The 13,612-nt window shown below is 72.6% G+C and carries 9 protein-coding genes; 6 read left to right on the top strand and 3 right to left on the bottom strand.

Annotated features, from left to right (window positions below; genetic code table 11):
- The first annotated feature begins 2 nt into the window (after window positions 1–2).
- The 3 genes from eccCb to BC793_RS37590 all read left to right on the top strand — a co-directional run bounded on the left by eccCb (window position 3) and on the right by BC793_RS37590 (window position 5,949).
- Entirely contained in the window at window positions 3–3,374 is a 3,372-nt protein-coding gene (gene eccCb / locus BC793_RS37600) for a type VII secretion protein EccCb (protein ID WP_203896515.1), read from the top strand.
- A gap of 159 nt (window positions 3,375–3,533) precedes the next feature.
- On the top strand, window positions 3,534–4,649 hold the full coding sequence (locus BC793_RS37595; protein WP_203896514.1) for a cytochrome P450 family protein: 1,116 nt from the start codon (window positions 3,534–3,536) through the stop codon (window positions 4,647–4,649).
- A gap of 244 nt (window positions 4,650–4,893) precedes the next feature.
- Window positions 4,894–5,949 (top strand): LCP family protein, encoded by a 1,056-nt coding sequence (locus tag BC793_RS37590; RefSeq protein WP_109601448.1) that lies wholly within the window; start codon window positions 4,894–4,896, stop codon window positions 5,947–5,949.
- 95 nt (window positions 5,950–6,044) lie between these two features.
- On the opposite strand, the gene BC793_RS37585 is transcribed toward BC793_RS37590, so the two are convergent.
- Genes BC793_RS37585 through BC793_RS37575 form a run of 3 tightly spaced genes read right to left on the bottom strand, consistent with a single transcriptional unit; the run spans window position 6,045 to window position 8,628 of the window.
- Window positions 6,045–6,536: a hypothetical protein gene (locus tag BC793_RS37585; protein WP_109601342.1), complete on the bottom strand. Its 492-nt coding sequence runs from the start codon at window positions 6,534–6,536 to the stop codon at window positions 6,045–6,047.
- A 40-nt stretch (window positions 6,537–6,576) separates the two neighbouring features.
- Window positions 6,577–8,190 (bottom strand): SWIM zinc finger family protein, encoded by a 1,614-nt coding sequence (locus BC793_RS37580; RefSeq protein ID WP_109601341.1) that lies wholly within the window; start codon window positions 8,188–8,190, stop codon window positions 6,577–6,579.
- A gap of 33 nt (window positions 8,191–8,223) precedes the next feature.
- Window positions 8,224–8,628: an iron chaperone gene (locus tag BC793_RS37575; RefSeq protein WP_109601447.1), complete on the bottom strand. Its 405-nt coding sequence runs from the start codon at window positions 8,626–8,628 to the stop codon at window positions 8,224–8,226.
- Window positions 8,629–9,169: 541 nt separating this feature from the next.
- Here BC793_RS37575 and BC793_RS51875 point away from each other — a divergent pair.
- The 3 genes from BC793_RS51875 (at window position 9,170) to BC793_RS37560 (ending at window position 13,522) form a co-directional block, all read left to right on the top strand.
- On the top strand, window positions 9,170–11,677 hold the full coding sequence (locus tag BC793_RS51875) for an ATP-binding protein (RefSeq protein WP_307784593.1): 2,508 nt from the start codon (window positions 9,170–9,172) through the stop codon (window positions 11,675–11,677).
- 35 nt (window positions 11,678–11,712) lie between these two features.
- On the top strand, window positions 11,713–12,261 hold the full coding sequence (locus tag BC793_RS37565; protein WP_109601337.1) for a hypothetical protein: 549 nt from the start codon (window positions 11,713–11,715) through the stop codon (window positions 12,259–12,261).
- Window positions 12,262–12,367: 106 nt separating this feature from the next.
- Window positions 12,368–13,522 carry a hypothetical protein gene (locus BC793_RS37560; protein ID WP_109601335.1) on the top strand — a complete coding sequence of 385 codons (1,155 nt, stop codon included), beginning with the start codon at window positions 12,368–12,370 and terminating at the stop codon, window positions 13,520–13,522.
- Window positions 13,523–13,612: the final 90 nt, after the last annotated feature.

Here is a 13,612-nt window from a genome sequence, read left to right as displayed (position 1 = left end):
AGATGCTGCTCGAATCGCGGGACTACCTGCGGTTCCTCGCCCAGCAGCGGACCGCTCTGCTGTGGCGGCATCCGGAACCCGACGCGCTCGCGTCGGTGGCCGCCTCCCCGCGGATGTGGGAGCGGCGTCCCGGGGACGCCGATTTCGCCGAGGTCCGCATCGCCGTCGACGGGCACCGGCTGCCGGGCGGCCTCGTCATTCCCGAGGCCGTGCCGGCCGCCGCCGGGCCGCTGCCGGGGCTGCCGGTGGCGGTGCGGCTGCGCGAGTTCCGCCGGGTGCTGCTGCGCGGCGACCGGGAACCGGTGACCGGCCTGGCCCGGGCCCTGCTCGGCCAGCTCGCCACCCTGCACGCCCCGGACGAGCTGCGCATCGCCGTGGTCGCCGCGCCCGAACGGCGGGCCGGCTGGGACTGGGTGCTGTGGCTGCCGCACACCCACACCGGCCCGGCCGGCGGCCGCCTGGTCTTCGACACCATGACCGAACTCGACCAGGTGCTCGCGGCCGCGGACGCGCCGCTCGTGGTCGTCCTCGACGGCGCCGAGCGGCCCGTCGAGATCCCGGACACCATGACGGTGGTCGAGCTTTCCGGTCCGCCGGCCGAGGATCAGAATCCGAGGTGGTACGAGGACACGCGCTCGCTGCTGCGACTCGACGTCGCCCCGTCGTCCCTGACCGTCGACACCGGCGTCCGGGTCACCTCGCTGGGCCGGCCCGACACCCTCAGCGCGATGCAGGCCGAGCAGACGGCCCAGCAGATCGCCCTCCACCGCCTGTCCGACCCGGCCGGGACCGCCGTCGAGGAGCCCCCACCCGCCCCGGTCCGCGAGGCCGCCCCCGAGGAGCCCCCACCGCCGCCGCCGGTTCGGGAGGAGCCACCGCCGCAGGTTCCGCAGGAGCCACCGCCGCCGGTTCGTGAGGAACCGCCACGGCCACGCCGCAACGAACTGGCCGACCTGCTCGACCTCGGTGACCTGACCGCACTGGACCCCACCGCCGCCCGCCGGGACCGCGACGGACTGCGCATCCCGCTCGGCCTCGCCCCGGACGGCGACGTCGTCGAACTCGACCTCGGCACGATGGGCCCGCACGGCCTGATCGTCGGCGCCACCGGCTCCGGCAAGAGCGAACTGCTGCGCACGATCGTCACCGCTCTGGCCGTCACGAACCGGCCCGAGGACCTCAACCTCGTGCTGGTCGACCACCGGGGCGCCGCCACCTTCACCGAGTTCGAGCGACTGCCGCACATCAGCGCCCTGATGGGCCACACCGACGAACCGTCCGCGGTCGCCCGGCTGCGCGACGCCCTCGCCGGTGAACTGGCCCGCCGCCAGACGGCGGTCGACGACGGTGTCCCGCTGCCGGCGCTGCTGGTGGTCTGCGACGAGTTCACCGAGCTGCTGGAGCGGCAACCCGACCTCGCCGACCTGTTCGTCCAGATCGGCCGGACCGGGCAGGCGCTGGGCGTACATCTGCTGCTGGCGACCCAGCGGCTGGAGGAGGCCGGCCTGCACGGCCTCGACGCCCACCTGTCGTACCGGATCGGTCTGCGCACCTTCTCCGTCGTGGAGAGCCGGCTCACGATCGGCGTGCCCGACGCCTACGAGTTGCCGAGACTGCCGGGCACCGGCCTGCTGAGGGCCGGTGACGGCCCGCTGACCCGGTTCCGGGCCGCCTACGTCTCCGGCATCCACGGCGACGCCGACGACGGATGGCGCACCGTTCTCGGTGTCGTCGTCGACCGCCTCGCCGGCCACGGCCGGCCTGCCCACCGGGTGTGGCTGCCGCCGATGACCGACCCGCCCGCCCTCGGCGACCTGCTCGGCGACCTGCACGTCGTCGACGGCCGCGGCCTGGTCGCCGACGGCTGGCCCGGCGCCGGCCGGCTGACCGTGCCGATCGGCATCGTCGACCACCCCTTCGAGCAGCGCCGTGACCCGTACGTGCTGGACGTGGGCAACCTGGCCGTCGCCGGTGGCCCGCAGTCCGGCAAGAGCACCCTGCTGCGCACCCTGATCGGCGCACTCGCGCTCACCCACAGCCCCCGCGAGGTGCAGTTCTTCTGCGTCGACCTGGGCGGCGGGGGACTGCACGGCCTGGACGGGCTGCCGCACCTGTCCGGGGTCGCCGGCCACACCGACACCGACACCGTGCGCCGCGTCGTGGCCGAGGTGGCGGGCCTGGTCGACGAGCGGACCGCACACGGTGACGCCGGCGACATGTACGGCGAGGTTTTCCTGATCATCGACGGCTGGGCGGCACTGCGCCGCGACTTCGAGGAGCTGGAGCAGACCGTCATCGAGGTGGCGCTGCGCGGTCCCGGCCTCGGTGTCCACGTGGTGATCACCGCGAACCGGTGGAGCGACCTGCGCACGGCCATGCAGCCACTGTTCGGCACCCGCCTGGAGCTGCACCTCGACGAACCGGGCGAATCGGTGATCGACCGCCGGGCCGCCGCCGACGTCCCGGCCCGCACCCCCGGCCGTGGCCTGACCCCGGACCGGCTGCACTTCCTGGCCGCCCTGCCCCGCATCGACGGTTCCACCGACGTCCACGACATCACCGAGGGCGTCACCGACCTCGCCGGGCGGGTCAAGGCCGCCTGGCCCGACGACCCGGCACCCCGCGTCCGGCTGCTGCCCGCCCTGGTCCCGGCGAGTGACCTGGCCGGCACCCCCGGCCTGCCGATCGGCCTCAACGAGGCCAACCTGGCCCCGGTCGCGCTCAACCCGGTCACCGACCGGCACCTGGTGATCTTCGGCGACGCCGGATGCGGCAAGACGAACCTGCTGCGCCTGATCGCCCGCGCCGTCGTGGCGACCCACTCGCTCGCCGAGGCCCGGGTGGTGCTGGTCGACTACCGCCGTGGCCTGCGCGGCGCGATCGACGGCGAACACCTGCTGGTCCACGCGTCGACCAGTCAGCACCTGGCCGACAACATCGAGTCGATCCACGCCGCCATGTCCCGGCGACTGCCCGGCCCCGACGTCACCGCCGAGCAGCTGCGCAACCGCAGCTGGTGGAGCGGACCCGACCTGTACATCCTGGTCGACGACTACGACCTGGTAGCCGCGGGCGGCACCAATCCGCTGAGCCGGCTGGCCGAGCTGCTGCCGTACGCGCACGACATCGGACTGCACCTGATCATCGCGCGGCGGGCCGGTGGCGCCGGACGGGCCCTGTACGAGCCCCTGCTGCACCGCCTCCGCGAACTCTCCGCGCCCGCCCTGATCATGTCCGGCGACCGGGACGAAGGTCAGCTCTTCGGCAGTGTCCGCCCCGGTCCGCAGCCGGCCGGCCGTGGCTTCCTGGTGCGCCGCAACGCCGACGTCACGCTGGTGCAGACGGCCTGGAGCGACCCGGAAACCCCGGCATAGCGAGACTGTAATCGATCAAGGGCCCCCTGCCGGTAGCGGAAAGCCGATGCATGTGGTTCGATTTGCAGTGAAAGGCCGGGCATCTCCCCCCGTGGATGCCCGGCCCTTCCTATGCCCCGCCTTTCCCGTCCATGGGGTCCGCCCGGGAGGCACGAGGCGATGACGGTCCCCGGCGACCTGCACGAACGTCTGTGGGAGAACGCACCGGCGTGCCGGGCCGAACTCCCCGACGGCTCCCCGGTCTGGCTGGTCACCCGCTACGCCGACGTCCGCGCCCTGCTCGCCGACCCCCGCCTGTCGGTCGACAAGGCCAACGGCGACGGCAGCTGGCGCGGCTTCGCCCTGCCGCCCGCCCTCGACGCCAACCTGCTCAACACCGATCCGCCGCACCACACCCGGATCCGGCGCCTGGTCTCGCAGGCGTTCACCCCGCGCCGCACCGAGAGCCTGCGCCCGGTCATCCAGCACACCGCCGACACCCTGCTGGACCGGATCGCCGGCGACGACGAGGCCGACCTGGTCCGCGACTACGCCGGCCCACTACCGGTCGCGATCATCTCCGACCTGCTCGGCTTCCCGGGCGCCGACCGGGACGACTTCCGGCTCTGGACCGACACGATGCTGCTGCCCCCGGCCGGTGACCGGGCCGCCGCCGCGGCGGCGATCGGGGCCATCCACTCCTACCTGCGGCGACTGATCGCGGCCAAACGCGCCGACCCGGCCGATGACCTGCTGTCCGCGCTGATCGCCGCCCGCGACTCCGGTGACCGGCTCGGCGAGGACGAGCTGACGTCGCTGGCCTTCCTGCTGCTGCTCGCCGGCTACGAGAACACCGTGCACGCCATCGGCACCGGCGTCCTCACCATGCTGCGCCACCCCGGCCTGCCGCTCGACGTCGAGGAACTGCTGCGGTACGAATCCCCGGCCACCGTGCTGCTGCGCCGATTCCCCACCGAGGACGTCGACGTGTCCGGTGTGGTGGTGCCGCGCGGGCAGACCGTACTGCTGGTGGTCGGCGCGGCGAACCGTGACCCGGACGCCTTCGCCGAACCCGGCGAGGTACGCCCCGGACGGGTTGGCGGTCACCTGAGCTTCGGGCACGGCATCCACTACTGCGTGGCCGCGCCGCTGGCCCGCATCGAGCTGGAGATCGCCGTCGGCACCGTGCTGCGCCGCTTTCCCGCGCTACGGCTCGCCGTTCCGCCGGGTGAGCTGCGCTGGCGGCCGTCGTTCCGGGCCCGCGGCCTCGCGTCGCTACCGGTCCTGCTGCGCTGACCCGCCTCCCCGGGCGGCCGGCGGTAACCGCCCAGCGTGCCGTCGGCGTACGCGTGGGCGCCGCGCTGTGCTTCCGGCAGCAGCGCGGCCGGCGCCTCGACGTGCCGCAGGGCATCGTCCACCGGGCGTCGCCGTCCGTTTCCTGGTCATGGGCCGGTCGTGTTCGTCACAAACCGCTACCCAAGCTCGGGCATATCCGATCAGCGGCTAGGTCAACATGAGGGTCGCTCGTATGATCCTCGCCATGTCGAACCCGCCGCCCCTCGACGCGGAGACCGAGAAGATCCAGCTGCCCGGGCAGACACCGGAGCCGGCAAGGCACAAGAAGCCGAGCCGGCGTCTGCGTTACGTGCTGATCGGTCTGCTGGTGGTCGGGCTCCTCGGCGCCGGCAGTGCCGTCGCCGGAGGCGTCTACCTCCGGTCGGTGGAGAAGGGCATCGAGCGGGTCGACGCCTTCGACGGCGTGCCGGAACAGGAGCGCCCGCAGAAGGAGGCCACCGAGGCCCGCAACATCCTGCTGCTCGGCAGCGACTCCCGGGACCCGGAGAACACCGGCGGCTCCCGCAGCGACACCCTCATCCTCGCCCACCTGCCGGCCGACCGGTCCAGCGCGCAGCTCATCTCGATCCCGCGGGACACCTGGGTCGCCGTGCCGAAGAGCCGGGACGGCAAGCACGGCGGCCGGGAGGCGAAGATCAATGCGGCGTACGCCTGGGGTGGTGTCCCGCTGGTCGTGCAGACCGTCGAGAAATACACCGGGGTCCGCATCGACAACGTGGCGATCATCGACTTCGCCGGTTTCGAGCAGATCGTCGACGCGGTCGGCGGCGTCGACATCGACGTCCAGCAGGAGTTCACCTCGATCCACGAGCCTTACCGCAGGTTCGAGCTGGGTGTGCAGCACATGGACGGCGCCACCGCGCTCGACTACGCCCGCCAGCGCAAACAGTTCGCCGACGGCGACTTCGCCCGCATCCGCCACCAGCAGCAGGTGATCAAGGCGGTCCTGAACGAGGCGGTCTCCGGCGGCACCCTCGCCAACCCCGGCGAGCTCACCGACCTCATCGAGGCCACCGCCGACGCGGTCTCGGTGGACAAGACCCTGTCGATCTTCGACACGGCCACCGAGATGAGCGGACTGCGCGGCGGCGACCTCTCCTTCATGACCAACCCCACCCTCGGGACCGGCATGGTGGGCAACGAGAGCGTCGTCTTCCCGGACGAGGACCTGTCGAAGCAGCTGTACGGCGCGGTCAAACGCGACAGTGTCGCCGACATCCTGAGCGCCGCCGGGGAATGAGATCCGGCCGCCAGGTCAGCGTCGCGACCGGGCAGCGGCCCCGCACGCCGGGCAGCCCCGCGACCGGGCGGCGGCCCGGCGTCCGGTCAATGCGGTCAGCCGTCTGAGCGGGTGGCGGTCCGGCGGGCCTCCGCCACCTGTAGCGCGAACTGGCCGGCGAACTCGATCACGCCGATCCGGACCGCGAGAGCACGCGTCGGATGCGGGTGCCCGTTGCGGGTGAGCCGGGCCAGCCAGCGCTTCTCCACGGTGCGGCGCCCCACGACGGCCGCCACGGTCAGGCCGATCATCGCGAGACCGACCACTGCCTTGCGCTTGTCGAAGGCGGGCTCGGGCGCGTCCTCCGGCACCGGCGGCTCGGACACCGGGAACGGCCGGTCGGCGACCACGAGTTCCCCCGGCTCCCCGTCCGGCTCCGGCTCCTTCGGCGACGTGACATAGCCGATCGCGGCGACGGCGGCCGTCGTACCGAGACGGGCCAGGCGCCGTTTGGCGGGCGGGAGTTCCCGCGCGGCGATCCAGGTGCTGCTGAGCGCTGCTTGCAGGGCGGCGACCGCGGCGGCGCGCCCGTAGGAGACAGAGGCCATGGCGAAACCGTAGCCGCGCCCGGCAACACGATCAGGCCGCTTACAGGTCCGCGCCGGTGAGGGTCGCCATCAGGGTCGGCTTGTTGCGGTGGGTGTGGCGCAGCTCGGCCAGATAGGCGGGGAAACCGTCGCTGCCCGCCCGTTCGTGCAGCGTCCTCAACTCGGTCAACAGGCGCGCGGCTTCCGCGTACCCCTTCTTGGTCTTCTTGTCGATCTCGTTCTCGGCCTGCCGTGCGAAGAACGGGATCGCGTCCGCCGGATGGGCCCGCGCCCGCTCCACCGCCAATCGCCACATGATGCCGGGGCCGCACCGGTACTCGATTCCGGCGGACCAGGCGGCGTCGTCGTCGCCGGAGGCGCTGAGGATCTCGATCAGCGGGTCGGCCGCGTAACCGCCGGCCCGGGCGCGGTCGTGCAGGAACGCGTCGGCGCGTTCGGCGGTCCCGGCGAGCGTTCCGGCGCGTTCGGCGGCGTCCAGCAGCGCCCGGTGGCTCGCCGTCCCCGGCCGCCGGCTGAACAAACCCCATCGGATCCCGGCCGCCTCGGCGAACTCCTCCGTCTCGGTGAGCAGGTCGGCGAGCATCTCGTCGATCCGGCTGTCCGGGTGATCGGCTTCGGTCAGGCCGCGCCGCAGCCAGGCGATCGCCTCCGCCGGCCGGCCGGCGGCCCGCAGTACCCCGGCGATCTGCTGGTAGCGGTACGCCTGCGGCAGGTCCTCGGCGTAGAGGGCGACCAGCGCGTCGGTGTCCTTCGCGATCACCTTGAGATAGTCCTCACGCAGGTGACGGATGGTTCCGGCCGGGTCGGCGGGTGCCTGCGCCAGCCGGTCGCGGTAGGCGGTCAGGCCCGCCGGGCCGAGAGCCTCGGCGAAGTCGGCGATCGGGATGTCCGGCCAGCCGGGGCCGTTCACCTGGAAGTCGACGAGCCAGGTCGCGAGTTTCACCGGATCGGGTGGCGCCGCCCGGCAGGTGGCCGCGTAACCGGACACCGCCCGGTCGAGGACGTCGCCGATGCTGCCGGACGAGTCGTCGGCCTGCTCGGTGGTCCGGGTGATGTTCTGGATCGCCGTCAGATACAGCGGTCCGATCTCGGCCGGGTGCGCCGCCGCCACCGAGTCGAGGGCGTCGAGCACGTCGGCGGCCTTGCGGGCGTACTCGAAACTGCGCCCGTACGACAGGAAGCCCCGGGCCCGCAGACCGCCGACGAGACGGCGCAACTCCTTGACGTCCGGCCCGCCGTGTGTGGCGGCCCGCAGCGACAGCTTGCGGTAGAGGGCCGGATCGTCGGCGGCCAGCTCCACGACCAGGTCCACCAGCGCCGAACGGTCCACGGCCTCCAGGTAGGCGCGCAGATCCACCGGGCCGCGCCGGGCGCCGCCCCCCGACCGGACCGGCCCGGCGGCCAGCAGCGACAGCCCGACGGCGACGCAGTGCTTACAGAAGTTGCCGTCCTCGCCCCACGGGCACGAGCACTCGCCGCGGAGCCCGCGCCTGTCGACGAGCCGCACCACATACGACTCGGTGCCCTCGACCGTGGCGACCACCCCGTCCGGCAGCTCGTCGACAGTGCCGACCGCGTCGACGTACTCGGCGCCGCGCTCGTAGGACTTCGAGCCGGCGAGCCGCCGCAGATCCGCGTCCGTGAACCACGCCATGGTCCTATCTCACCAGTGCGGGGAGCCGGAGTGTCAGGCGGCCTCGCCGACGAGGGCACTGATCCGCGACGCCACCCCGGCGCTGAGTTCGGTGATCGCGAAGTACGTCGGCCACATGTCGCCGTCGTCGAGCCGGGCCTCGTCGCTGAAGCCCAGCACGGCGTAGCGGGACTTGAACTTGGCGGCCGGCTGGAAGAAACAGACCACCTTGCCGTCGCGGGCGTACGCGGGCATCCCGTACCAGAGTTTCGGGGTGAGGCCCGGCGCCGCCTCGCGGATCAGGGTGTGCAGTGCCTCGCCCAGTTCCCGGTCCGTGCCGGACATCTCGGCGATCTTCGCGAGCACCTCGGACTCCTTCGCACCGTTCTTGAGCTCCCTGGCGCGCTCCTTCATCGCGCCGCGCTCCGCCTCGGTGAATCCGTCGTACGTCCTGGTCATGGTGTTTCCTCTCCGGGTCGGAATGGTGAGCCGGTGCCGGGCGCCGGCAACGGCGACGGTCAGGAGCAGGGCCGCCAGTTCGCGCTGGTCGAAGTGGGTGGCGGCCCGGTCCCACAGCTGGTCGGGAACCGGATCGAGCCGGGTCACCGCGTCGGTCAGGGCCAGTACGGCCCGTTCCTCAGCGGTCCGTGCGCCGGCGGGGCCGTCACCGCAGCCGTCGGTCGCGCCGGCCGGGCCGTCACCGCAGCCGTTGGTCTCGGCGGTCCGCCGCCGGCACAGCGCCAGCAGGCGGGCGTCGAGTCCGGTGGCCGCGATCGCCTGTTCCAGCGCGGTCAGGGCCTGTTCCGCGCCCGGGATCAGGGTCAGCGGGTCCGGCATCCGTTCGATCGGCATCGTTCCTCCCTTCGCTGGATCCATCGGACCATCGGGTGGTCCCGGCCCGCGCCGCCCGTGGGACACCGTGGGACAGTCGGCAACACCATGACCAGCACGGATGTACGGCAGAACGGCAGCCGTGGGACGGGACGGTACGGTGTTGCACGTGGCCGGCCCGCACGAGCGACTGGTGTCCCAGCTCGCCCAGATCAAGGACGTGAGCGGCCTCAGCCTGCGCGCGCTGGCCACCCGGGCCGGCTTGAGCAGCTCGTCGCTGTCGCGCTATCTGACCGGCCGTCTCGTCCCGCCGTGGGACGCCGTCGTCGCCCTGTGCCGGGCCGTCGGCCGGGACCCGCGGCCGCTGCGCCCGATCTGGGCCGAAGCCGACCGGGCCGGCGCAGCCCCACCGCCGCGCCGCAACGACCTGCCCGCCGACCTGTTCGACTTCACCGGCCGGGAGACCGAGATCGCCCGCGCCGAGGAACTGTTGCGCACCGCCGGGGCGGTCGCGATCGACGGCATGGCCGGAGTCGGCAAGACCAGTCTCGCCGTGCACGTCGCCCACCGCGCTGCGGGCGCCTACCCGGACGGCGGGCTCTACCTCGACCTGCACGGTTTCACTCCCGGCCACGAACCGCTGGCACCTGCCGTCGCGCTGGAACGGTTGCTCGGCGCCCTCGACGTCACCCACCTGCCGGCGGCCGTCGACGACCGGGCCGCGCTGTGGCGGTCCGAACTGTCCCGCCGCCGGGTCCTCGTCGTGCTCGACAACGCGGCCGACACCGCCCAGGTCCGGCCGCTGCTGCCCGGCGCCGGGCGGTCCGCGGTGCTGCTGACCAGCCGCAACCGCCTGATCAGCCTGGACGCTGTGCCGCCGCTGTCACTGACACCTCTGGACGGCGACGACGCGGCCCGCCTCTTCGCCCGCGCCGCCGGGCTCACCCTCCGCCTCTCCGGTGACGCACCTGGCGGTCCTTCCGGCGGTGCCGCTACCGGTCTTCCCGCCGATGCCGCCGCCCGCCTCTCCCGGTCGGCGGCTGACGCCGACACGGGCCGCCCGTCCGGTGGCGCCGCTGGCCTCTCTCGGCCCGACACGGGTCGCCTGGCCGGTGGCGCTGCTGAGGACGAGGGCGTCGAGCAGGTGCTCGCGCAGTGTGGTGGGCTGCCGCTGGCGCTGCGGATGGCCGGGGCCCGGCTGCGGCACCGGCCCGGCTGGACGGTCGCGGTGCTCGCCGAACGGTTGCGCGATGGTGCCAACCGGTTCGACGCGGCGTTCGGCATGTCGCTGCGGCAGCTCGACGACCGGCAGCGGAGGGTGTTCCGGCTGCTCGGGGTGCTGCCGGGCGGTGATTTCGGCACTGATGCGGCGGTCGCGCTCACCGGGCTGCCCCGCGGGAGGTGCGCCGAGGTGCTCGACGAACTGGTCGACGCGCACCTGCTCCAGGAGACGTCGCCGGGGCGGTTCCGGATGCACGATCTGATCCGGCAGTACGCGGCCGACCTCGCCGCCGAGGACGAGGCGGAAGCGGGAACCGCGGTCCGGCGGGTGCTGCGGCACTATCTGGCGGTTGCGGCCGGGGCGGCGCCGGACTGGTTCGACGTGGAGTACCCCAATCTCGTGGCGGCCTTCGACACCGCGGTGCGCCTCGGGGACGACGAGGTGGTGGCCGATCTGGCGCCGGCGATGCGGGTCTGGTTCTTCCGGCACCGGGGGACCGCGGATCACGTACGCCTGCTGGAAAAGGCCGCGGACGCCGCCGGGCGTCTCGGGCGGGACCGGCAGCGGGCGTCGCTGCTCGCCGATCTCGGCTTTGCGCACGCCGCCGCCGGGCGTCTCACCGAGGCCCTCGACGCCTATGAGGCCGCCGCGGCTCTCGCTGACCTGGCGCCTCCCCTGACCCCGGCTGCTTCCGCGAACACGGCTGCTTCCGCGAGTCCTGCCGTTTTCGTGAAGTCGGCCGTTGCTGCGGGCCCGGACGGTGCTGGACGCCCGAAGGAGGATGCCGCCGCGGAGGGGGAACTCGCCGCAGCGCTGGCGTTGCGGACCGGCTTCGTCCTCCGGGATCTGTCGCGATATCCCGAGGCGCGGGAGAGATTTCAGCAGGCGAGGGCGCTGTTCGCCGCGACGGGGAACCGGGGTGGGGAATCGCAGGCGCTCGCGTTCGACGGGTGGGTGGCGTTGCGGCTCGGGCACCGCGACGATGCGGCCGGTCTGGCCCGGGCGGCGCTCGACCTCGCCGAGGGCCCGGCGCGGATCACCGGGCTGATCACTCTCGGACGCGCCACAGGGTCGCTGCCCACGCTGGAGGAGGCGTTGCGGCTGGCCGGCGAGCACCGGCTGCCGCATCAGCAGGCCTGGTGCCACAACCAGATCGGCCTCGCCCTGCGGGAGTCCGGCGACTTCCCGGCGGCGCTGGATCATCATCGGCGGGCGCTGGTCCTGCTGGAGACGCTCGCCGAGGTGCAGCTGGAGATCGAGTGCCGCCGCGACCACGACGAGACGGTCCGGCTGGCCACAGAAGCGGCCCGGACACCGGCCGCGAGGGACGGCCCGGCGGCTGAGGACGGCCCCGCGGCGAAGGACGGCCCGGCGGCGGAGGAGCAGCAGTCGGCCGCGAACGGCCGGCCGACGGGCGGGAGGGCCCGGCCGGTGGAGAGTGGCCTGGAAGGGTGAGGTCCCGGGCCGTCGCGGTCCGTTACGTTACCGGCATGCGCCGGCACCTCACTCTCGTCCCGCTCCTTCTCCTGCTGGCCGCATGTGGCAGCCAGACCGCCGGCACCCCGTCCGCGCCGGCACCGGGCGCCTCGACGACCGCGCCGGCCGCCGCACCGACGACCGGACCGGCGGACCCCGCATCGACAGCGACCGCAACCACAGCGACCGCGACGGCGGCCGCCACGGGCTCGCCGGCGGCGACTGTTTCCGGTCCGCAGTACGCGTTCATCAACAAGATCGACCCGGCATCCCGGGAGCTGACCTACGACCTGGTCGACTATTTCGTGGGTAAGGCCGCCGTGCAGGCGTGCGCCGACGACGGCGAGAACCCGGCCGAGAACGACTGGTGCGTCGGTTATTACCTGCGGAACAACAACACGAAGCTGCGCACCGTGAAGTTCGCTCCCGGCGCCGGGATCCGGGTGGTCGATCTGGGTGAGCTGAAGAAGGCCGAACTCGGACAGCTGGAGGGCGGCATGCTGCTGCGTTTCCGGATCGAGGGCGGTTCGATCACCGAGGCGGATCAGGTCTACCTGCCATAAGCATCGACAAACTTGACAGTCTTAAGAAACGTGCGGAAACTCCTGGGAATCCCCGTGAGCGCTCACATGCCCCGATGTGAGCACTTTTCACCGTAAGGAATCCCCCATGAGATCCCGTTCCCTCCGGATCGCGTTCACCGCGCTCCTCACCACCGCCCTCGCCGGTGCCGGCGCCGCCCTCGGTCTCCAGCAGGCGTCCGCCGCGGCCTGTGGTGACGGCACCTTCCAGTCCCAGGTGACGGTCAGCGGCAGCACCTGGACCGCCCGCAACGCCGCGGGTTCCGCCGTCTACACCGGAACCGACTTCCGCGCCGCCGTCCAGGCCGGTATCGGCAGTCTCACCGCCGGCCGTACGTCCATGCAGCGCGTCGTCGTCCGTGGCAACGGCTCGATGAGCGCGGGCAGTCGCATCTCCCTGGCGAGCTACACGTCATTGTCGGTGTGCGGCACGATCAACGTGACCGGCTCGGGCAGCGGCGACTACGCACCGATCTACGCCCGCGGCGTCAGCAACATCGAGGTCCCGTATCTCAACGTCACCGGCGCGCCGATCTACGGCATCTTCATGCGCAATGTCACGAACGTGTGGCTGGGCCAGATCGACATGCGGCTCAGCCGCGGCCTCGGCGTGCGCATCGACAACCGCGGCGACACCAGCCAGTGGACCCGCAACGTCCGCGTCGACAGCGTCTACGTGCAGGGCGCCAGCAGCCACGCGATGGAGACGTACGGCGTCGACGGCATCACCATCGGCACCGTCACCGCCCGGAGCGTCGGTGAGTCCGGCCTGCTGCTGAACCAGACGATCAACGCGACCGTCGGCACCGTCGACGCCGACAACGCCGGAGCCGGCACCGGATACGCCGCCTTCCGGATGGCCAACCGCAACGGCCGGGTCGGCAGTTCCTACCCGAACAACATCAAGGTCGGCACGGTCAAGGCCCGCGGTGGCGGCCGTGGTGTCTTCTGCGTCTCGGAGAGCGGCGGCGCCACCATCGACCGCGTCGACATCGCCAACACCGGCAACAACGCGATCCTGGTCGAGAACTGCTACAACGTCGTCGTCGCCGGCGTCTCCGGCACGGTCAGCGGCGGCGGTGAGATCCGCATCGCGGCCCGCACCGACTTCGCGCCGTCGTCCGGCATCCGGTTCCAGAACCTGACGGTCAGCAACACCAACATCCGCTGGAGCCCCTGCACGGGCAGCAACAACACCGTCAGCAACGTCACCCGGTCCAACTCCACGCTGACCTGGTGCTGATCAAAACCCGTCATGCGGTACGAGCCAGTAGGACGACCCTCCGCTACGGCGCGACGTAGGCGGGCCTGAAGATCCCGGCGCGACCGCCGG

The organism is Actinoplanes xinjiangensis, from assembly GCF_003148685.1.
In the GTDB taxonomy this organism is placed as follows: Bacteria; Actinomycetota; Actinomycetes; order Mycobacteriales; family Micromonosporaceae; genus Actinoplanes; species Actinoplanes xinjiangensis.
The sequence above is the reverse complement of the archived record's forward strand: the minus strand, read 5'-3'. Positions and strand labels throughout refer to the sequence as shown.